This is a genomic window from Streptomyces sp. NPDC059832, from assembly GCF_042731715.1.
Lineage (GTDB): Bacteria > Actinomycetota > Actinomycetes > Streptomycetales > Streptomycetaceae > Streptomyces.
The window spans coordinates 275,050-294,096 of sequence record NZ_JBHWIY010000005.1 but is presented as its reverse complement, the minus strand read 5'-3'; the positions used below and the strand labels follow the sequence as shown (position 1 = coordinate 294,096).

Annotated in this window: 18 protein-coding genes; 8 read left to right on the top strand and 10 right to left on the bottom strand. The window is 71.5% G+C overall.

Translation table 11 applies throughout. The features are described 5' to 3' along the window. Nucleotides 1–9: 9 nt before the first annotated feature. From ACFV8T_RS11495 to argC, 4 genes are read right to left on the bottom strand one after another with little or no spacing between them, the layout of a single operon-like run. Nucleotides 10–1,206: an acetylornithine transaminase gene (locus ACFV8T_RS11495; protein WP_385326597.1), complete on the bottom strand. Its 1,197-nt coding sequence runs from the start codon at nucleotides 1,204–1,206 to the stop codon at nucleotides 10–12. Continuing rightward, complete coding sequence (gene argB / locus ACFV8T_RS11490) at nucleotides 1,203–2,117, bottom strand: acetylglutamate kinase (protein ID WP_385326596.1); 915 nt, start codon at nucleotides 2,115–2,117, stop codon at nucleotides 1,203–1,205. Before argB ends, ACFV8T_RS11495 begins: the two co-directional genes overlap by 4 nt. Next, nucleotides 2,114–3,268, bottom strand: a complete 1,155-nt coding sequence (gene argJ, locus ACFV8T_RS11485) for a bifunctional glutamate N-acetyltransferase/amino-acid acetyltransferase ArgJ (RefSeq protein WP_266421781.1) — start codon at nucleotides 3,266–3,268, stop codon at nucleotides 2,114–2,116. The genes argB and argJ overlap by 4 nt, the downstream gene beginning before the upstream one ends. Beyond that, a complete protein-coding gene (argC, locus tag ACFV8T_RS11480; RefSeq protein WP_385326594.1) occupies nucleotides 3,265–4,293 on the bottom strand; it encodes an N-acetyl-gamma-glutamyl-phosphate reductase in 1,029 nt (342 codons plus the stop codon). Before argC ends, argJ begins: the two co-directional genes overlap by 4 nt. A gap of 288 nt (nucleotides 4,294–4,581) precedes the next feature. On the opposite strand from argC, the gene ACFV8T_RS11475 reads away from it, so the two are divergent. Then, nucleotides 4,582–5,379 carry a hypothetical protein gene (locus tag ACFV8T_RS11475; protein ID WP_385326592.1) on the top strand — a complete coding sequence of 266 codons (798 nt, stop codon included), beginning with the start codon at nucleotides 4,582–4,584 and terminating at the stop codon, nucleotides 5,377–5,379. On the opposite strand, the gene ACFV8T_RS11470 is transcribed toward ACFV8T_RS11475, so the two are convergent. From ACFV8T_RS11470 to ACFV8T_RS11460, 3 genes are read right to left on the bottom strand one after another with little or no spacing between them, the layout of a single operon-like run. Continuing rightward, on the bottom strand, nucleotides 5,370–6,545 hold the full coding sequence (locus ACFV8T_RS11470) for a CaiB/BaiF CoA transferase family protein (RefSeq protein WP_385326590.1): 1,176 nt from the start codon (nucleotides 6,543–6,545) through the stop codon (nucleotides 5,370–5,372). The genes ACFV8T_RS11475 and ACFV8T_RS11470 overlap by 10 nt on opposite strands. Nucleotides 6,546–6,604: 59 nt before the next feature. Next, a complete protein-coding gene (locus tag ACFV8T_RS11465) occupies nucleotides 6,605–7,801 on the bottom strand; it encodes an acyl-CoA dehydrogenase family protein (protein ID WP_385326588.1) in 1,197 nt (398 codons plus the stop codon). A gap of 35 nt (nucleotides 7,802–7,836) precedes the next feature. Further along, on the bottom strand, nucleotides 7,837–9,435 hold the full coding sequence (locus ACFV8T_RS11460) for an AMP-binding protein (protein WP_385326587.1): 1,599 nt from the start codon (nucleotides 9,433–9,435) through the stop codon (nucleotides 7,837–7,839). Nucleotides 9,436–9,568: 133 nt separating this feature from the next. Between ACFV8T_RS11460 and ACFV8T_RS11455 the strand changes: the two genes are divergently transcribed. Next, nucleotides 9,569–10,171 carry a TetR/AcrR family transcriptional regulator gene (locus tag ACFV8T_RS11455; RefSeq protein WP_385326585.1) on the top strand — a complete coding sequence of 201 codons (603 nt, stop codon included), beginning with the start codon at nucleotides 9,569–9,571 and terminating at the stop codon, nucleotides 10,169–10,171. A 6-nt stretch (nucleotides 10,172–10,177) separates the two neighbouring features. Here ACFV8T_RS11455 and ACFV8T_RS11450 read toward each other — a convergent pair whose 3' ends face one another. Then, complete coding sequence (locus tag ACFV8T_RS11450) at nucleotides 10,178–11,488, bottom strand: MFS transporter (RefSeq protein ID WP_385326584.1); 1,311 nt, start codon at nucleotides 11,486–11,488, stop codon at nucleotides 10,178–10,180. Between the two features lie 331 nt (nucleotides 11,489–11,819). On the opposite strand from ACFV8T_RS11450, the gene ACFV8T_RS11445 reads away from it, so the two are divergent. The 4 genes from ACFV8T_RS11445 (at nucleotide 11,820) to ACFV8T_RS11430 (ending at nucleotide 15,155) form a co-directional block, all read left to right on the top strand. Further along, a complete protein-coding gene (locus ACFV8T_RS11445) occupies nucleotides 11,820–13,004 on the top strand; it encodes a serine hydrolase domain-containing protein (RefSeq protein WP_385326582.1) in 1,185 nt (394 codons plus the stop codon). A gap of 241 nt (nucleotides 13,005–13,245) precedes the next feature. Continuing rightward, on the top strand, nucleotides 13,246–13,743 hold the full coding sequence (locus tag ACFV8T_RS11440) for a peptidylprolyl isomerase (RefSeq protein ID WP_266421761.1): 498 nt from the start codon (nucleotides 13,246–13,248) through the stop codon (nucleotides 13,741–13,743). A gap of 110 nt (nucleotides 13,744–13,853) precedes the next feature. After that, nucleotides 13,854–14,357: a hypothetical protein gene (locus ACFV8T_RS11435; protein WP_385326580.1), complete on the top strand. Its 504-nt coding sequence runs from the start codon at nucleotides 13,854–13,856 to the stop codon at nucleotides 14,355–14,357. Nucleotides 14,358–14,411: 54 nt separating this feature from the next. Continuing rightward, complete coding sequence (locus tag ACFV8T_RS11430; RefSeq protein WP_385326579.1) at nucleotides 14,412–15,155, top strand: Clp protease N-terminal domain-containing protein; 744 nt, start codon at nucleotides 14,412–14,414, stop codon at nucleotides 15,153–15,155. A gap of 331 nt (nucleotides 15,156–15,486) precedes the next feature. Here the strand turns inward: ACFV8T_RS11430 and ACFV8T_RS11425 are convergent, their stop codons facing one another. Together ACFV8T_RS11425 and ACFV8T_RS11420 are read right to left on the bottom strand one after the other, a co-directional pair. Continuing rightward, the gene (locus tag ACFV8T_RS11425; protein WP_385326577.1) at nucleotides 15,487–16,062 is read right to left on the bottom strand and encodes a histidine phosphatase family protein; all 576 of its coding nucleotides are present in this window, start codon (nucleotides 16,060–16,062) and stop codon (nucleotides 15,487–15,489) included. Between the two features lie 146 nt (nucleotides 16,063–16,208). Further along, nucleotides 16,209–17,678 carry a PLP-dependent aminotransferase family protein gene (locus tag ACFV8T_RS11420; protein ID WP_385326575.1) on the bottom strand — a complete coding sequence of 490 codons (1,470 nt, stop codon included), beginning with the start codon at nucleotides 17,676–17,678 and terminating at the stop codon, nucleotides 16,209–16,211. Here ACFV8T_RS11420 and ACFV8T_RS11415 point away from each other — a divergent pair. After that, nucleotides 17,677–18,675: a DMT family transporter gene (locus tag ACFV8T_RS11415; RefSeq protein ID WP_385326573.1), complete on the top strand. Its 999-nt coding sequence runs from the start codon at nucleotides 17,677–17,679 to the stop codon at nucleotides 18,673–18,675. The two genes, ACFV8T_RS11420 and ACFV8T_RS11415, sit on opposite strands and share 2 nt — an antisense overlap. Nucleotides 18,676–18,760: 85 nt before the next feature. Continuing rightward, the gene (locus ACFV8T_RS11410; protein ID WP_385326571.1) at nucleotides 18,761–18,970 is read left to right on the top strand and encodes a DUF1918 domain-containing protein; all 210 of its coding nucleotides are present in this window, start codon (nucleotides 18,761–18,763) and stop codon (nucleotides 18,968–18,970) included. Nucleotides 18,971–19,047 lie beyond the last annotated feature (77 nt).

Below are 19,047 nucleotides of genomic sequence, written 5' to 3'. Positions count from 1 at the left end.
GTCGTCGCCTCATTCTCCGGATCGTCCGTCCCCTTGTGCCGCGTCGAGAGCGCCGGGCAGTGCCCGGAGCAACGCGTCCACTTCCGCGTCGCCGATGATCAGCGGCGGCATGAGCCGCAGGACATCGGGGGCGGGTGCGTTCACCAGGATTCCGGCTCCCTGAGCCGCCTGTTGCACCTGAGGCGCGAGGGGCTCGGTGAGCACGATACCCAGCAGCAGTCCGGAGCCGCGGACATGGGAGACCAGCGGGTGAGCGAGGCCCTCCACGCCGTCCCGGATCTTCTCGCCGAGCCGCTTGACCCGGTCCAGGACGCCGTCGGCGGCCAGGGTGTCCAGAACGGCGAGACCGGCGGCGCAGGCGATCGGGTTGCCGCCGAACGTCGTGCCGTGCTGGCCCGGATGCAGCAGCTCGGCCGCCGGGCCGAAGGCCACGGTCGCACCGATCGGCAGTCCGCCGCCGAGGCCCTTGGCGAGGGTGACGACGTCGGGCTCGATGCCCTGGTGGGCCTGGTGCTCGAACCACTGGCCGCAGCGGCCGATGCCGGTCTGCACCTCGTCGAGGACGAGCAGGGTGCCGGTGGCCCGGGTGATCTCCCGGGCGGCCTCCAGGTATCCGGCGGGCGGTACGACCACACCGTTCTCGCCCTGGACGGGCTCGATGATCACCAGCGCGGTGTCGGTGGTGACGGCGGCCCGCAGGGCGTCCGCGTCGCCGTACGGGACGTGCGTCACGTCGCCGGGCAGCGGAAGGAACGGCTCGCGCTTCTCGGGCTGGCCGGTGAGTGCGAGCGCGCCCATGGTCCGGCCGTGGAAGCCGCCGTCGGTGGCGACCATATGGGTCCGCCCGGTCAGCCGGCCGATCTTGAAGGCGGCCTCGTTGGCCTCGGCGCCCGAGTTGGCGAAGTAGACGCGTCCGGTCCGGCCGAAGAGCTGGAGCAGCCGTTCGGCGAGGGCGACGGGCGGTTCGGCGATGAAGAGGTTGGAGACATGGCCGAGGGAGGCGATCTGGGTGGAGACGGCCTCGATGACGGCGGGGTGGGCGTGCCCCAGCGCGTTCACCGCGATTCCGCCGACGAAGTCGAGGTACTCGGTGCCGTCGGCGTCCCACACATGGGCGCCCTCGCCGCGGACCAGGGACAGCTGCGGGGTCCCGTAGTTGTCCATCAGCGCGTGGCTCCAGCGCTGTGCGAGCTCCTGGTTGCTCATGACTCCCCCTGCGCGTCGGGCTGTGCGTCGGGCACGACCATTGTGCCGATTCCTTCGTCGGTGAAGATCTCCAGCAGGATCGAGTGCTGGACCCGGCCGTCGATCACGCGGGCGGTCTCGACGCCGTTGCGCACGGCGTGCAGGCAGCCCTGCATCTTCGGCACCATGCCGCTGGAGAGTTCCGGCAGCAGCTTCTCCAGCTCGGCCGCGGTGAGACGGCTGATCACGTCGTCGCTGTTGGGCCAGTCCTCGTAGAGGCCCTCGACATCGGTGAGGACCATCAGCGTCTCGGCGTTCAGCGCGGCGGCGAGCGCCGCGGCCGCGGTGTCGGCGTTGACGTTGTAGACGTGGTTGTCGTCGGCGGAGCGTGCGATGGAGGAGATGACCGGGATCCTGCCGTCGTCCAGCAGCGCCTGGATCGCCCCGGTGTCGATGGCGGTGATCTCGCCGACCCGGCCGATGTCGACGAGCTCGCCGTCGATGGTCGGCCGGTGCTGGGTGGCGGTGATCGTGTGGGCGTCCTCGCCGGTCATGCCGACGGCGAGCGGTCCGTGCTGGTTGAGCAGGCCGACGAGTTCCCGCTGGACCTGTCCGGCGAGCACCATCCGTACGACGTCCATCGCCTCGGGCGTGGTGACGCGCAGACCCGCCTTGAACTCGCTGACCAGGCCCTGCTTGTCGAGCTGGGCGCTGATCTGCGGGCCGCCGCCGTGCACGACGACGGGCTTGAGGCCGGCCTGGCGCAGGAAGACCACGTCTTGGGCGAAGGCCGCCTTCAGCCCGTCGTCGATCATGGCGTTGCCGCCGAACTTGATGACGACGGTCTTGCCGTTGTGCCGGGTCAGCCAGGGCAGCGCCTCGATGAGGATCTGCGCCTTCGGGAGTGCGGTGTGCTTCCGCGCCGCGCTCATGAGCTGTACGCGCTGTTCTCGTGGACGTAGTCCGCGGTGAGGTCGTTGGCCCAGATGACGGCGGACTCGGTGCCGGCGGCGAGGTCGGCGGTGATCTTGACCTCCCGGTAGCGCATGTCGACCAGGTCGCGGTCCTCGCCGACGCCGCCGTTCTTGCAGACCCAGACGTCGTTGATGGCGACGTTCAGCTGGTCGGGCTCGAAGGCGGCCTTCGTCGTGCCGATCGCGGAGAGGACCCGGCCCCAGTTGGGGTCCTCTCCGTGGATGGCGCACTTGAGGAGGTTGTTACGGGCGATGGAGCGGCCCACCTCCACGGCGTCGTCCTCGGTCGCGGCGTTGACGACCTCGATCCGGATGTCCTTGGAGGCGCCCTCGGCGTCGCCGATGAGCTGCCGGGCGAGGTCGGCGCAGACGGTCCGTACGGCCTCGGCGAACTCCGCCTGCTCCGGCGCGATTCCGCTCGCCCCGGAGGCCAGCAGCAGCACGGTGTCGTTGGTCGACATGCAGCCGTCGGAGTCGACCCGGTCGAAGGTGGTGCGGGTGGCGGCGCGCAGCGCGGAGTCGAGTCCGGCGGCGTCGACGTCGGCGTCGGTGGTGAGGACGACCAGCATGGTGGCGAGGCCCGGGGCGAGCATGCCCGCGCCCTTGGCCATGCCGCCGACGGTCCAGCCCTCGCCGCCCGCGACGGCGGTCTTGTGGACGGTGTCGGTGGTCTTGATCGCGATGGCGGCCTTCTCGCCGCCGTGCTCGCTGAGGGCGGCGGCGGCCTGCTCGATGCCGGGCAGCAGCTTGTCCATCGGGAGCAGTGTGCCGATCAGCCCGGTCGACGCGACCGCGATCTCACCCGCGTTGTGGCCGGTGAGCACCTCGGCGGCCTTCTCGGCGGTGGCGTGGGTGTCCTGGAAGCCCTTCGGCCCGGTGCAGGCGTTGGCACCACCGGAGTTGAGCACGACGGCGGTGACCTCGCCGCCCTTCAGTACCTGCTCCGACCAGAGGACGGGGGCGGCCTTGACGCGGTTGGAGGTGAAGACGCCCGCGGCGGCGCGACGCGGACCGTGGTTGACCACGAGGGCCAGGTCCGGGTTACCGCTCTCCTTGATTCCCGCGGCGATGCCCGCCGCGGAGAACCCCTGTGCTGCCGTGACGCTCACGGTGCGACTCCGATCGTGGAAAGACCTGTGTCCTCGGGAAGTCCGAGGGCGATGTTCATGCTCTGCAGGGCGCCGCCGGCGGTGCCCTTGGCGAGGTTGTCGATGGCGCTGATCACGATGATCCGGCCCGCCGCCTCGTCGTGGGCGACCTGGATCTGTACGGCGTTGGAACCGTGGACGGCAGCCGTGGCGGGCCACTGCCCCTCGGGGAGCAGATCGACGAAGGGTTCGTCGGCGAACGCCTTCTCGTACACGTCACGGACGGACGCGGCGCTCACCCCGGGCTTCGCCTTCGCGCTGCAGGTCGCGAGGATGCCGCGGGGCATCGGTGCCAGGGTCGGCGTGAAGGACACCGTGACCGGTTCACCGGCCGCCGCGCTGAGGTTCTGGATCATCTCGGGGGTGTGCCGGTGGGCGCCGCCGACGCCGTACGGGGACATGTTGCCCATCACCTCGGAGCCGAGCAGATGCGGCTTGGCCGCCTTGCCCGCCCCGGAGGTGCCGGACGCGGCGACGATCACGGCCTCGGGCTCGGCCAGCTGGGCCGCGTACGCCGGGAAGAGCGCGAGGGAGACGGCGGTCGGGTAGCAGCCGGGCACCGCGATACGCTTGGAACCGGCCAGCGCCGAACGTCCGCCCGGCAGTTCGGGCAGACCGTAGGGCCAGGTGCCGGCGTGCGGCGAACCGTAGAACTTCTCCCAGTCCGCGGCGTCCTTGAGCCGGAAGTCGGCGCCCATGTCGACGATCAGCACCTCGTCACCGAGCTGCTCGGCCACGGCGGCGGACTGTCCGTGCGGGAGGGCGAGGAAGACGACGTCGTGACCGGCGAGGACCTCGGCGGTGGTCGGCTGGAGCACCCGGTCGGCGAGCGGTCGCAGGTGCGGCTGCAGCGCACCGAGCTTCTGCCCGGCGTTGGAGTTGGCCGTGAGCGCCCCGATCTCGACCTGGGGGTGAACCAGCAGGAGACGGAGCAGCTCCCCGCCGGCGTATCCACTCGCCCCTGCCACTGCTGCGCGTACCACCATCGAAACCTCCTCGTCGATGGCATGACTATACGCAGCTATGCACTTTTATGCAAAGCTTTGGGGGCGGTTCGGCGGTCGGCATGCCGGGGTGACCCGTATGGCCGCCCTCTGCCGGGGCCTTGAGCTCCACCGGGAATCATGCCCGGAGCGCGCCTGCACGACGAAGCCCGATGCGCGTCCGCCGCGGCCGGGCCGGCGAACGATGCTCCGCGGCCGGGGCTCGGGCATCAACTGCCGTCCGGTGGCCAGATCTTGAGGCGTCACCGGTCCGGGTGCTTGACTCCCCCGATGACCGGAATCGAAGAAGTGGACACGTTCGACGGCCTCGGCCCGGTGGTCCGCCGGCACGCGGTGGACCACCGGAAGCGGTGGGTGAACGCGGGTTGTGCGCTGCTCGCCGCCGTCCCGTCCGGCTGGCTCGGCGTGTGGAGCCTGTCCGCGACCGGCGAGGGGTCACCCGGCAGCAACAAGGCGATCGGCCTGTTGCTCGGCCTCGCGCTGGGTGCCACGGGGATCGCGGTGAACCAGATCGTCCGGGCCGTGCGCGGCGAGCCCGGGGAGTATTTCGAGGTGCGCGAGGGCGGTCTCGTCCACGGGTCCCGGCGCGGCTCCGCGGGCTGGTCCTGGAACCGCGTCACCTCACTCCATGTCGACGGCGACGCGGTGAACGCCATCGCCACCCGGCTCGGCAACGGGTTCCGCTGCGAGATCCGTTTCGACGACGGCACCCGGCTCCGGGCGGACGGTCTCACCGTACGCGCCGCCGATCTGGGGCGCACCCTGCTCACCCGGTGCCCGCACGTCGCCCTGGTCCCGCGGGTCCCCTGGTACGGCAGGGCGGGCGGCCCGCTGCTCGCCGGGGCGGCGGCCTGCGTGGCGGCGGTCGCGGCGATGATCCTCTACATCGTGGACCACCCGGACAAGGAGCACCGGGTCCCCGCGGGCGAGGGCATGACCATGGTGCAGAGCGTCGAACCCGGCATCAGCTCGGCGGGCTACGGCTTCCTGGCCGCGGGCATGCTGGTGTGCGCCGTCACCGCGATCACCCTCGTCGTCCTCCATGTACGGGGCCGGGCCTACCGCTGAACCGCCCGGCCCGTGGCACCCGGTCCGGCGCGGAACGGCCGCTCCGCACCCAGCAGTTCCCGGGTGTGCTGGCCCAGGGCGGGGGCCGGGTCGCGGAAGGTGTCCAGACCCGCTCCGAACGTCACGGGGAAGCGGGCCTGCGGGCAGGCGGCGGGGTCGGCGGGGGTGCTGAACAGCCGCCGGGCCGTCGTGTGGGGGTCGGCCAGGAGTTCGCCGGGGGTGGTGAGGACGGGTGCCCAGGGGGCGTCGAGATCGTTCAGCCGTGCTTGCCACCAGGCGTAGTCGCGGGCCCGGAAGACTCCTCGCAGCAGATCGCTCACCGCCTGCCGGGCGGCGGTGCGGGCGGCCCGCAGGTCGTAGGCGGGGGTGTTCAGCGCCGGGAAGTCGTCCGCCAGTCCGGTGCGGAAGCGGTGCCAGAACTTGTCCTCGAACGTGGCGAGGGAGAGGCCGCGTCCGTCGGCGGTGGTGAAGGTGTCGTTGTCGCCCTGGACCAGACCCGCTTCGAGGGGGTCGGGGACATCGCGCAGCGGCAGCGCGAAGAGGGAGCACCAGGCGGTGATGGACTCGCTGAGGGATACGTCGATGTGCTGGCCCTCGGTCTCGGCGCCGAGGGCGGCGGTCAGGGCGAGGGCCGCGTGCATGGCTCCGGCCATGTCGCCGATCCGGACGCCGGGGCGTGTGATGTGGCCGTCCAGTCGTCCGGGAACGGCGAAGAAGCCGGACAGGCCGAGGAAGTTGAGCTCGTGGCCGGGCTTTTGTGCGTACGGTCCGCTCTGCCCGTAGCCGCTGAGCGAGCACAGCACCAGGCGCGGATTGGCCTCGTGGAGCGTGGCGTAGCCCAGGCCCATCCCGTCGAGGACGCCGGGGCGGAAGCTCTCCACGACGGCGTCGGCGGTGCGGACCAGGTCCAGGAAGGTGCTCCGGCCGTCCTCGTCACGCAGGTCGAGGGCGATCGATCGCTTGTTGCGGTTGAGCGCGTCGAACAGGTCGGGGGCGATCCGCAGGGGGTCGCCGGCGTGGGGGGATTCGACCTTGATGACGTCGGCGCCGAGGTCGGCGAGCAGGGACGTGGCGTACGGGCCCGGCAGGAGCCGGGAGAGGTCGAGGATGCGTTTGCCCGTCAGCGACGACCAGGCGGGCGCTGCGGGGTGGGCGGGGATGGTCATCGGGTGCACCTGTCCTGCGGTGTGAGAGGTGTCTTGCGGCACGAGGGGCGGAAGGCCGGTCAGGCCATGAAGGCGAGGCCGTGCGCGATGCCGTTGCGCTGGATCTCGGAGGTGCCGGTCAGGATGCGGAACATGCGGATCTTGCGGAACAGGAACTCGATCTCGTTGCCCTGGGTGAGACCTTCCTTGCCGTGGATCTGGACGGCCTGGTCGAGGATGCGGAAGGCGGACTCGGCGACGAACAGCTTGCTCATGAACGCCTCGGTGCGTACGTCCTTGCCCTGGTCGAGGGCGGCGAGCGCGGCGTAGGTCATCGAGCGGGCCGCGTACAGACCGGTGGCCATGTCGGCGACCTTGTGCTGGATGGACTGCAGGGCCAGCAGGGGCTGCCCGCCGGCGACCCTTCGGGTGCGGGTGCGCTCCAGGGTGAGGCCGAGGGCGCGGCGGGTGGCGCCGATGACGGTCGGGCAGTGCAGGAGCCGGTTGGTGGTGACGCGGCCGAGCGCGATCCGCATGCCTTTTCCCTCCTCCCCGAGGAGGTTCCGGGCGGGGACGTGGCAGTCGTCCAGCACGATGTCGCTCTCGATGTGCTCGCCGGACATGGGCGTGGCGCCGTCGGCCACCCGGCAGCCGGGGCTGTCGAGGTCGACGAGGAAGGCGGAGAAGGCCGGCTTCTCGCCCTCCTGTTCGCCGGTCCCCGCCATCCGGGCCACGACTATGGCGAAGTCGGCGAAGGGGCCCGCGGAGCTGAAGACCTTGTGGCCGCTCAGACGGTAGCCGTCGCCGTCGCGGACGGCAGTGGTGCGCATGGACCGGACGTCGGAGCCGGCATCGGTCTCGGTCAACGAGAAGCAGCAGGCGCGCTCGCCGCGCACCAGGGGCAGCAGGTACGTGTCCAGTTGGTACTCGGTGGCGTGGTCGAGGATGTCACCGGCACGGAGCGGGCCGCCCATGTCGCCGAGCACGCTGTGTCCCAGCACGCGTCCACAGGCACCGACTTCCTCCTTCAGGGCGGCCAGGGCGGTGTAGGAGAGGTTCTGACCGCCGTACTGCTCGGGCAGATGGATGCCGTAGAAGCCGAGTTCGCGGCTGCGCTGCCAGACGGGTTCGAGGTCGGAGCGGGCGAGTCGGCTCTCGTGGGTGATGCCGCGGTCGCGTTCGTAGTCGGCGAGTTCGCCGTCGAGGTAGGTGCGGAGCCGGTCGACGAGGCCGGAGACCTGGGGGTCGTCGTAGCTGGGGCGCAGGGAGAAGGTCATGTCGTGGTGGTCCTAGCGGTCGGGGAGGGGCGGGGTCAGTTCACGCGGCGGTCGGCGCCGGCCCAGAACGGTTCGCGCACGGCCTTGCGGTCGAGCTTTCCGTTCCGGTTGTGCGGCAGTTCTCCGACGAAGTCGATGCTCCTGGGCTTCTTGAAGCGGTCGAGGCGCTCGGCGCAGAACGCGGTGATCTCGTCGGCGCTCGGCGCGTGGCCGGGGCGGGGCACGATGACGGCCTTGACCGCTTCGCCCCACGTCTCGTCGGGCACGCCGATGACGCAGACCTCCTGGACACCGGGGTGTTCGTAGAGGGCGGCCTCGACCTCGGTGGAGTAGATGTTGAACCCGCCGGAGATGATCATGTCTTTCTTGCGGTCGACGAGGAACAGGTAGCCGTCCTCACGCATCCAGGCGAGGTCGCCGGTGTGGACCCAGCCGTCGCGGAACGTCTGCGCCGACAGTTCGGGCTCCTGCCAGTACTCGCTTACGCAGTCGGGGCCGCGGACGATGAGTTCGCCGACCTCGCGGGGCGGCAGCGGCCGGCCGGCCTCGTCGACGATCCGGATCTCGGTGTCGTACATCGCCCGTCCGCAGGACTGGAGCAGCTCGGGGTCGTCCGCGACGGCGTGCGCGATCTCCTGGCTGCTCAGGCCCGCCACCACGCTGGTCGTCTCGCCCAGGCCGTAGCCCTGCGCCACGACCGGGCCGAAGAACCGCACGGCGTCCCGCAGGCGTTGGGGCGAGATGGGCGCGCCTCCCACGCGCACGCCGGTCAGGCTGGACAGGTCCCGCCCGGTCGCCTCCGGGTGGGCCAGCACCATGTTGACCATGGCGGGGACGAGGAACGTCGCGGTGATGCGTTCCCTCTCCACCGTCTCCACGAACGCCTCGGCGCTCCAGGCCGGCAGCACATGGGTGGTCGCCCCGGCGAACACATTGGCCAGCAGGGTCATGCCGGTGGCGTGGGTGATGGGGCCGCAGGCGAGGTAGCGGGTGCCCGGCCGGGGCCGGGACTCGTCGCTCATCAGCAGCTTGCGCATGTTCGCGAGGCGGTTGCCGAAGGTCTGGACGGCGGCCTTGAGCGCTCCGGTGGATCCGGAGGTGAAGTTCAGGACGCACGGAGCGTCCTCGTCCACGTCGGTGGCGACCGGGCCGGCTCCCTTCTTCGCTCCCGCCTCGCCGAGCAGGGCCCGGTAGCCGAGGACCGCGGCGGCATCCGGTGTCGCGCCCGACGCGGCGGCCGGCTCGTCATCGAGGAGCACGGGAAGACAGCCGGTGCCCGACGCCTCGACGGCGGCCAGCGCGTCCTCGCGGTGCGCCGCGTCGAACAGGAGGGCGCGCACCGGCGCGTAGCGCAGGATGTGCTCGATCTCGCCGCGCCCCAGACGGGCGTTGATCGGTGCGCGCACCAGGCCGGCCTTGTAGAGGGCGAATTCGACCTCGACCAGCTCCCCGCGGTTCCAGGCCAGGGAGGCGACCGCGTCACCGGGGCGCAGCCCGCGGGCGATCAGGGCCGAGGCGAGCCGGTCGGTCGCGCCGTCCAGCTCCGCGTACGTCCGGGAACGCTCGCCGCAGACCAGAGCGGTCGCGTCGGGCCAGTAACGGGCGCTGCGGGTGAGGTAGGTGCCGAGGTTCATCAACGATCTCCAGCCTTGCAGTCTGACCAATTAAATACAGCAAGAACGTTTACAGACAGAATGTTTTGTATCTTGTGAGCTGTCAAGAGCCATCTAGACTGTGCGCGAACCACGACAGGGCGAAGGGGGCCGCATGGCCGAGGACAGGCGCACCAGGCGCACCCGCAGGGCGCTGGGCGGCGCACTGGTGGAGCTGGTGCTGGAGCGCGGCTTCAGCGCGCTCACCGTCGAAGACATCACCGAGCGGGCCGATGTCGCGCGCGCCACGTTCTACGCGCACTTCAAGGGCAAGGACGACCTGTTCGCACGGGTGACCACCGACCTGCTGGAGCAGCTCGCGCAGCGCCTGGAGCCGGCGGTGTCCGGCAGCGCCGTCGGGTTCACCGGCAAACCGCTGCTGGAGATGTTGCGGCACGTGAGCGACGAACGGGACGTGTACCGGGTCGTCCTGCGCGGCGAGGGGGACGGCAAGCCCCTGCAGATGTTCGTGGACTCCTGCGCCGCCGCGACGGCGCAGGAGTTCAAGGCCCGCGCCGAACGCAACAGCGTCCAGCCGCGCATCGACGCCGACCTGCTGGCCCGCGTCTGGGTGGGCGAACAGATCGCCGTACTGCGCTGGTGGGCCGAGCAGGACACCCCGCCGATGCCCGCCGAAGAGGCCGTCCGCATGCTCCTGGACCTGGCCCTGCACGGCCGGTACTGGGCCAGCGGCTTCACCGCACCGGACCGGGACTGACCGACCCTAGGAGCTGAGTCGCGCGGCGTCCCGGGCCGGGCGGATACAGCAGACGGCCACCGCACCGCAAGTGATCATGACGCCCGCGGCCAGCGCGAACGACTGCGCGTAGCCCGCGCTCGCCGAGGGCGCCGTGTCCAGCAGGCGGCCGGTCAGGGAGGGGGCCAGCAGCCCCGGAAGCGTCCCCGTCGCGGCCACGATCCCGAAGAGCGCGCCGCGCTGTGAGGCGGGCACGACCGCCGCGGCCGTCATGTAGTGCAGCGGGAAGGCGATGGAGTGCACCGCGAAGGCGACCGCGATCAGGACGAGCCGCACCGGCAGCGGGCCGACGAAGGGGAACACCGCCATCGCCGCCCCCGCACACGCCACCGCCAGGCCCTGCGGCACACCGCTGGAAAGGCGCAGCGACACGCCGCGCCGGGTCAGCCGGTCGACCATCGGGGACAGCGCCAGCAGCAGTACGAAACTGAAGGCGGACACGGCACTGAGCACCGCCGCCGCCGTCCCCGGGCCCATGGTGAGCTCGTTCCTGAGGTACGACGGCAGCCACGCCTGGCTGAGGGCCATCGCCCACGACGCCCCGAAGGCGCTGGTCACGCTCCCGATCACCGTGCCGGAGAGCAGTAGGCGGCGATACGGGACGCGCGCGGGCCCGCCGGTCCCGGCCGGTACACGCGCGGAAGGCCGGTCATAGGGCCCGTCGCGCCCGACGAACCACCACACCGCGCTCCACACCAGGCTCGCCACGGCCAGCGCGGCGAAAGCCGAACGCCACCCGAACCGGGTGATCAGCCAGGTCACCACGGGCGCCGCTATGAGGGTGCCGAGCGCGGCACCACTGATCTGCAGGGCCGAAGGCAGGCCGCGGCGGCCCACCGGAAACCACTTGTACAGGGCGTGCATCGACATCGGCGTGGCCGGTCCCTCCGCCGCACCGAGCAGCACCCGGCCGGCGACCAGCGCCGGCACGGCCGAGACGATCAGGACGGGCAGCTGGGCCAGGCCCCACACCACGCACATCACGAACAGCAGGACCCGGCTGGAGATGCGTGCGGCGAAGAAGCCGACGACCAGCCCGGAGAGGCTGAACAGGATCGAGTAGGAGCTGGAGATCAGGCCGTAGGTGCTGTGGCTGATGTCCAGCTCGTCCATGATCGGGTCGGCCGCCAGTCCGAGCACCGACTTGTCCGCGAAATTGACGATCATGAACGTGACGATCAGCGCGGTGACGAGCCAGGCGCGGCGCCGGTCGAACGCCGGCGCCGCGAGGTCGCCGGGCGCGTCGGGAGCCAGCGGCGGTGATGGCTGCGAGGGCATAGGGAGACTCCTGCGGTTCGGGAGAAGCAGGGGGCGAATGCTCTGCGACGGGAGACGTGACATCGAGCCGACACGGGTGGCGGCGCCGCTCCCGTCCGGGCACGCCCTGTCGGGGTGCGACGGCCAAGCGATTGAACACAGCGTCCAGTAATGGGCTGTTGATTCGGCAACGTAACGTGCTGGCCACTTCCGGTCAATGCTTCTATGGCAAGCGAGGCGATGCACCACGATTCGATCGCTGAGGGCGGTAGCGAACCAGAACACGACCGTCATGAAATTAGACGGTGTGTATGGTAGCGATCGGAACGTCACTCAATTTCGAGGAGCGCGCATGACCGAGGCACCGCTGGCGAATCTCCACTGGTCCCGCGGCTATACCGACCCGGCATGGGTGCGCCGCTACACCACGTCGGGCCGGGAACTGCTGCCCAGTCGGCGGGTGTGGCGCGGACCGGACCCCGCCCGCAGCCTGCCGACCGGCACCGCCGGCATCGAGCAGCTCACGATCACCGCGCCCGACGGCCGCACCCTGACCCTCCAGGACCTCTTCGCGGCCGCCGAGACCGACGCCTTCCTGGTGATGCACCGCGGCACCGTCGTCCACGAGAGCTACCCGCACGGGCTGCGGCCCCACGACGCCCACTTCAACGCCTCGGCGGCCAAGTCGTACATAGGCCTCCTGGCGGCCACCCTGGCCCACCGGGGAACCCTCGACCGCGACGCGACAGCCTCCACGTACATCCCCGAACTCGCCGGCACCGCCTTCGGGGACAGCACCGTCGACCACCTGCTGCACATGGGAACCCATGTCTCCTACGCGGGGCGCCCCTTCGACAAGCCCGTCGAGGCCCAGCGCTACTTCGCGGTCGTCGCACCACCCCTGCGCCCCTACGGCTACAGCGGCCCCACCAGCATCCGCGAACACCTCACCACCGCACGCGCGACCGCCGCACCGGGGACCGAGTTCCGCTACGAGAACGGCAACGTCGAAGCGCTCGCCGAAATCCTCCGCCGCGTCACCGGTACCACCACCTCGGCCCTGCTGAGCGACATGATCTGGTCCCGGCTCGGAGCCGACGAGGACGCCTACTACGTCCTGGACGGCGAGGGCACCGAAGCCGCCTGCGGCGGATTCAGCGCCACCGCCCGCGACGTGGCCCGGCTCGGCGAGATGATCCGCTGCGGCGGTGCCGTCGCGGACCGGCAGATCATTCCGAACGCCGTGACCGCCGCCATCACCGACGCGCCGGAGGGCTACCCCAAGCGCGTCCGCTTCCCCGCCGCGCCACCCGGCGCCCCCGCCAACCTCTCGTACCACGACTTCTGGTGGATCCTGAACGACCCCTACGGCTCCTTCATGGCCAGCGGCATTCACGGCCAACGTCTCTTCATCTCACCCCAGTTGGAAACCGTCATCGTCCATTACGGATCCCAGGTGATGTCCCCGGTCGCCCCCGCGGCCCCGCTCGTCCCGGCGTTCCTGCAGATCGGCGCCCACCTCCGGCGCACGAGCTGACCCCGGCGCCACGGGCCCGGCGCCGCGGCAGGGGCCGGCTGTTCCGGATCCCGATGATCACGCCGTTCCGGAACCCGGTGATCACGGCGGAGGCCGAGCTCCGCCGGGCCGGGAAGCCCGGACGGGAACGGGTCGCCGCACGCGTGCGGGAGCGCACCCGAGCGGGCCGGACGCCACCCGAGCGCGCGTGTCACCCGTGCCCGCCCGTCGATGCCGAACGAGTCGATGTCAGGATGGTTCCATGACGAGCAAGGTTTACTTCGACATCACCATCAACGACGAGCCCGCCGGGCGGATCACGTTCAAGCTGTTCGACGACATCGTTCCCAAGACGGCGGAGAACTTCCGCCAGCTGGCGACGGGCGAGAAGGGCTTCGGCTACAAGGGGTCGTCCTTCCACCGGATCATCCCCGACTTCATGCTGCAGGGCGGCGACTTCACCCGGGGCGACGGCACGGGCGGCCAGAGCATCTACGGCGCCAAGTTCCCGGACGAGAACTTCAAGCTCGCGCACACCAAGCCGGGCCAGCTGTCCATGGCCAACAGCGGCCCCCACTCCAACGGCTCGCAGTTCTTCATCACGACGATCGTGACGTCGTGGCTGGACGGCAAGCACGTGGTCTTCGGCGAGGTCGACGACGAGGACAGCATGAAGCTGGTCAAGAAGATCGAGTCCCTCGGCTCCCAGAGCGGCCGCCCGCAGGCAAAGATCACCATCGCGGACAGCGGCACCGTCTGACCCGCACGCACAATCGCTGGAACGAGCGCGCCGCCCGGCAGTCCTGTCGGGCGGCGCGCTCCGTCGTACCGGCGGCCGAACAGCCCCCGCTCCGCCGATACGGTGCCGGGATGGGAAACTTCTTCAACGGCGGGGGCCGCAGTCTGTCCATGTCCAACGGGGGCACGGACGTCTTCGTCGACGTGCTCATGCTGGCCGTGTCCGGTCTCGCCGAGAGCGTCTGGGAGTACCGCTTCGCCACCCTGCTGACCTTGCAGGACCAGGGCGCCGTGGGGCGCGGGGTGGTCGGATTCGACCTGGAGGAAGTCGACTGGGGCAGCTCCCCGGGCGAACAGGCCGCGGCGAAGGACTTCGTGCTGCGAGTGCTCGATCTGGCCCTGCGCAGGCACCGGTGGGACGAGCTGGGCTACGAGCCGCCGTTCGCCGAGGGATATCTGCGGCAGTACCGGGAGATGGTCGAGGCGTTCGACCCCGCCGGCACCGAGCCGCGGAGCGGCATTTTCCCCTTCCCCGGTCCGGAGGAGGCCGCCATGGCCTCGTGCGTACGGCACCGCGTGCTGTGCGCGCCGGCGTACTGGGAGGCATGCGTCTTCTGCAATGTGTCGCGCCACTGACCCCACTGTCAACTGAAGGTTGACACCTCGGGACTGTCAACCTACGGTTGACACATGGTGAATCCCGTACGCCCGACCCATCCCGTGCGCCTCGACGATCTGATCGAGGCCATCAAAAAGGTGCACACCGACGCCCTCGACCAGCTCTCCGACGCGGTGATCGCCGCGGACCACCTCGGTGACATCGCCGACCACCTGATCGGCCACTTCGTGGACCAGGCCCGGCGCTCGGGCGCCTCCTGGACCGAGATCGGCAAGAGCATGGGGGTGACCAGGCAGGCGGCCCAGAAGCGGTTCGTGGCCAAGGATCCCGGCGAGGTGTCGGATCTCGACCCCAGCCAGGGGTTCAGCCGCTTCACCCCGCGGGCCAGGAACGTCGTGATGGCCGCGCAGAACGAGGCCCGCACGGCACACAACGACGAGGTGGGCACCGCGCACCTCGTGCTGGGGCTGCTCAGCGAGCCGGAAGGGCTGGCCGCGGCGTTCGTCAAGGCCCAGGGCATCACGCTGGAGGACGTCCGCCGGGCCGCGACCGAGGCACTGCCACCGGCCGCGACCGGCGAGTTGCCGGAGATCGTCCCGTACGACGCCGGGGCCCGCAAGGCGCTTGAACTGACGTTCCGGGAGGCCCTTCGGATGGGCCACAACTACATCGGAACCGAGCACATCCTGCTCGCGCTGCTGGAGCAGGAGGACGGTACGGGTGTGCTGACGGATCTCGGCATCGACAAGGCGACCGCCGAGACGGGCATCGCCGAGGCCCTCACCCTCCTCACCGGCTCACGGGAGGACGACTGACCGAGCCACCGGGTCCGCCGGACGCCCCGGCGGACCCGGTGCCGGTCGTCGTACGCCGGTGCCGGACCCGCCGCGGCGAATTCCGGCCAGTGCGCGGCGGCCGGGGCGGCGAGGCCCGCAAGGCACCCGGCCGGCGAGGACGGGCCGCGTCGAGCGGTGGCCGTTGTTCGCTCACCGGACGCTGACCAGGGCCTCCCGCTCCCCGGGCCGGACGGGGCGCCGTCCGGCCGACCGCCCCGCAGACAGACCACCGACCCGCCGATACGTACGCCGACCGCCGCGCCCGGTTCCCCGTACTCCCAGAAATTCGCCGGGAAGTCCTCCAGGAACTTCAGCGGACTCCCGCTTCGAGCCTGAGACTCCAGCGGCCCGGCACCCCGGTGAGCGTGACCGTGGAGAGCGGCCCGACGTCCACGCTCCAGTACGTCGACGGCGGGGCCTTGAGCGCGTAGACGAGCGCGGCCCGGACGACCGCCGGTTCGGCGACGGCGACGATGGCGCCCTCGCATACGGGGCGGGTGTCCAGCCAGCCCCCTATCCGCGAGATGAACGCGAGCAGCGGTTCACCGCCGTGCGGGGCGGAGCGCGGGTCCGCGAGCCAGGCGTCGACCGCCGCGGGTTCGCATGCCGTGACGTCGGCGAGGGTGCAGCCGCGCCAGCGGCCCATGTCGCAGTCGCGCAGGGCGGGTTGGACGAGCGGGGCGAAGCCGAGCACGTCGCCGGTCGCACGGCTGCGCGGGGTCGGCGAGCAGTAGCGCAGCTCGGCGGCGCCCAGTGGCATGAGGGCGGGCGCGGCGAGCCGGACCTCGTACAGACCGGTGTGGTCCAGCGGCCGGTCGTCGTCGAAGCGCTCGGCGAGCACGGCGGAGCTGCGTGCCGCGGCGACCAACGAGACTCTGGAAGTCATGGCGGTGATCGTGGATCCGAACACTCTTCCGGTCAAGAGGGCCTTCACGACTCCTTCCGTCCTGTCCCGGCCCGGGGCGGATCCCGCGACGCCTGCCCCCGATTGGCTTGAAGCGGCCTTCTCAAGGACGCCACGGGCGGCCCGGGTCAGGGCCGGAGACCGCCCCCGGGACCGGACAGGACTTCGTCGCAGGCGGTGCGCAGCCGGCGGATCCCCTCGACGATCTCGGCCGGCCCGGCGACCGCGGAGTAGCTCAACCGGATCTGCGGGGCCGGCGGTTCCGCGCAGAAGTACGGGCGGCCGGGTGCGACGGCGACACCCGCGCGCAGGGCCGCCGAGACCACCGCGGACTCGTCCGTACCAGCCTCCGCCTCGGGCAGGCGCAACCACAGACTGCCGCCGCCGGCGGGGATGTGCGGGACCGTGAAGGCGGGCAGTTCCAGGCTCAGGGCCGTCGTCATGGCGGTACGGCGGTTCCTCAGCCCGGTCGACACCGACCGCAGATGGCGGCCCCAGGCCGGGGATCCCACGAGTTCGAGCGCGGCCTCCTGGAGCGGCCGGGGGACGAAGAAGCTGTCGACGACCTGGATGGCCCGCAGCCGGCCCAGTACCGGCCCACGGGCGGCGAGCGCCCCCACCCGCAGGCTCGGCGAGGCGATCTTGGTGAGGGAGCAGACGTGGACGACCACCCCGTCCGGATCGTCGGCGGCCAGGGGTGCGGGCAGCGGCCCGGCGTCGTCGTGGACCAGCCGGCGCGCGAAGTCGTCCTCGATGACGAAGGCGCCCGCCGCACGGGCGATCCGGACGACCTCTGCGCGCCGTTCGGGGGCGAGGACCGCGCCGGTCGGGTTCTGGAAGAGCGGCTGGCAGACGAAGACGCGGGCACCGGTCGCACGGAACGCCGCGTCGAGCAGCTCCGGCCGTACGCCGTCGGCGTCCATGGGCACCGGCACGGGCCGCAGTCCGGCGGCGCGGGCGACCGCCAGCATGCCGGGGTAGGTGGGTGACTCGACCAGCAGCGGGGCGCCGGGCGGGGCGAGGGCGCGCAGTGCGGTGGCCAGGGCGCTCTGGCCGCCCGCGGTGATCAGCACGTCGGCGGTGGTGAACGCGGGCCCGATCTCCCGGGCGAACCAGGACCGCAGTTCGGTCAGGCCGTCGGTGGGTGGCCGGCCCCAGGCGCCGGGGCGGCGGCCGGCCCGCGCGAGGGCGGCGGCGAGCGCCCGCTCCGGCTGGAGCGAGGGGTGGAGGTAGCCGCCGTTCAGCTCGATGACACCGGGCGGCGGTGCGGCGAGCGTGACCAGGACCCCGGAGGCGTCGACGGTGCGCGGCACCACCTCGGGGCCGCCGTCGCCGCTGAGGGAGACCTCCTGCCAGGAGGTGTCGCCCGGCGGGGGCACATCGGTGCGGGGCTGCGCCCGGAAGGCGCCGGAGCCGGGCCTGGTGACCACCAGCCCCTCGGAGACGAGCTGGGCGATGGCCCGGGAGACGGTGACGGGGCTGACCCGGAAGCGCTCCACGAGGGCTCGACTCGACGGCAGCTTTCCACCGGGCGAGTAGCAGTTCACCTCACTTCGGAGAGATCCGACGAGTTCGGCGACACTGCTACGCTCATGCATGAGAGCCAAGGATAGCGCTACCAACAATGGCACGATAGCGGTCGGTTCCTCCGTCGGCATCGATCCCGACCGCGGGGCCGACGGTGCGGCCGGGAGCAGGACGGGCCGCGTCACCGGCCGTGAGGGAAACCGCGGCGGCGCCGTTCTCGCCGGGCTCGGTGTCCTGGCCTTCTCGCTGACCTTTCCTTCCACGGCCTGGGGCCTGGAGAGCTTCGGCCCCTGGTCGCTGGTGGCGCTGCGCACCCTGCTCGCCGCGTTGATCGCTGGCAGTGCGCTGCTGCTGGGACGCGTCGCGCTGCCGGACCGGCGGCACCGGGCCGGGCTCGTCGTCGTCGCCGCGGGTGTGGTGATCGGCTTCCCGCTGCTGACCACGCTGGCGCTGCAGACCTCGACGACCTCGCACGCGGCCGTGGTCGTGGGGCTGCTGCCGCTGACCACCGCGGTGTTCTCCTCGCTGCGTACGGGAGCGCGACCGCCCCGCGCCTTCTGGGTCGCGGCGCTGGCCGGTGCCGCCGTGGTGATCGTGTTCACCGTGCAGCAGAGCGGGGGTGAGCTGTCCGGCGGTGATCTGTACCTGTTCGGCGCGCTGCTGGTGTGCGCGGCGGGGTACACGGAGGGCGGCAGGCTGGCCCGGGTCATGCCGGGCTGGCAGGTGGTCGGCTGGGCGCTGGTGCTCTGTCTGCCGCTCGCGGTGGCGGGCGCGGCGGTCGCGTTGCCGGCCGAGCCGGTGCGGCTGACCGCGCACGGGGTGATCGGTCTGGTCTGGGTGGCGGCCGGCTCGACCTTCCTCGGCCTGTACGTCTGGTACCGCGGGATGGCGGAGATCGGGGTGCCGCGGGCCAGCCAGCTCCAGCTCGCGCAGCCGTTGCTGACCCTGGTCTGGTCGTTCTTCCTGCTCGGCGAGACGGTCTCGGCCGCGGCGCCGGTGGCGGCACTCGCGGTGCTCGTCTGCATCGCGGCCACCCAGCGGGCGGGGCGTGCCCGGCGTCCGCGGTGAGGACCTGCCCGCTCCACCGGGCGAAGTCGCCTTTCGGTCATAGACTTGTCGACATGGACCGCCATCCGTGAGGAGGTCAGTCCCGATGGAGGCACACACGGGCGACCGGCTGGTGACGCACGGCAGGACCGTGGGCCAGCACGACAAGGTCGCAGAGATCGTCGAAGTGCTCGGGGCCGGGGGCGCTCCCCCGTACCGCGTGCGCTCCGACGACGGACACGAACACCTGATTTCACCCGGTCCCGACAGCGTCGTACAGCACACCGACATCCGGAAACAGCCCCCGACTCCGTAGCGGCCTCCGGCGGACGGCACTGCTCTTCGCCTCCGGGCCGCGGGCGGGCCGGCCGGTTCCCGGCAGCCCGCCCCCGA

Coding starts and splice junctions, on each gene's coding strand:
- ACFV8T_RS11435 (WP_385326580.1), top strand. CDS start 13,854: ATGGGAAACTTCTTCAACGGCGGGGGCCGCAGTCTGTCCATGTCCAAC.
- ACFV8T_RS11450 (WP_385326584.1), bottom strand. CDS start 11,488: ATGCCCTCGCAGCCATCACCGCCGCTGGCTCCCGACGCGCCCGGCGAC.
- argC (WP_385326594.1), bottom strand. CDS start 4,293: ATGGTGGTACGCGCAGCAGTGGCAGGGGCGAGTGGATACGCCGGCGGG.
- ACFV8T_RS11440 (WP_266421761.1), top strand. CDS start 13,246: ATGACGAGCAAGGTTTACTTCGACATCACCATCAACGACGAGCCCGCC.
- ACFV8T_RS11475 (WP_385326592.1), top strand. CDS start 4,582: ATGACCGGAATCGAAGAAGTGGACACGTTCGACGGCCTCGGCCCGGTG.
- ACFV8T_RS11470 (WP_385326590.1), bottom strand. CDS start 6,545: ATGACCATCCCCGCCCACCCCGCAGCGCCCGCCTGGTCGTCGCTGACG.
- ACFV8T_RS11445 (WP_385326582.1), top strand. CDS start 11,820: ATGACCGAGGCACCGCTGGCGAATCTCCACTGGTCCCGCGGCTATACC.
- ACFV8T_RS11495 (WP_385326597.1), bottom strand. CDS start 1,206: ATGAGCAACCAGGAGCTCGCACAGCGCTGGAGCCACGCGCTGATGGAC.
- ACFV8T_RS11430 (WP_385326579.1), top strand. CDS start 14,412: ATGGTGAATCCCGTACGCCCGACCCATCCCGTGCGCCTCGACGATCTG.
- ACFV8T_RS11465 (WP_385326588.1), bottom strand. CDS start 7,801: ATGACCTTCTCCCTGCGCCCCAGCTACGACGACCCCCAGGTCTCCGGC.
- ACFV8T_RS11460 (WP_385326587.1), bottom strand. CDS start 9,435: ATGAACCTCGGCACCTACCTCACCCGCAGCGCCCGTTACTGGCCCGAC.
- ACFV8T_RS11410 (WP_385326571.1), top strand. CDS start 18,761: ATGGAGGCACACACGGGCGACCGGCTGGTGACGCACGGCAGGACCGTG.
- ACFV8T_RS11425 (WP_385326577.1), bottom strand. CDS start 16,062: ATGACTTCCAGAGTCTCGTTGGTCGCCGCGGCACGCAGCTCCGCCGTG.
- ACFV8T_RS11420 (WP_385326575.1), bottom strand. CDS start 17,678: ATGCATGAGCGTAGCAGTGTCGCCGAACTCGTCGGATCTCTCCGAAGT.
- ACFV8T_RS11415 (WP_385326573.1), top strand. CDS start 17,677: ATGAGAGCCAAGGATAGCGCTACCAACAATGGCACGATAGCGGTCGGT.
- ACFV8T_RS11455 (WP_385326585.1), top strand. CDS start 9,569: ATGGCCGAGGACAGGCGCACCAGGCGCACCCGCAGGGCGCTGGGCGGC.
- argB (WP_385326596.1), bottom strand. CDS start 2,117: ATGAGCGCGGCGCGGAAGCACACCGCACTCCCGAAGGCGCAGATCCTC.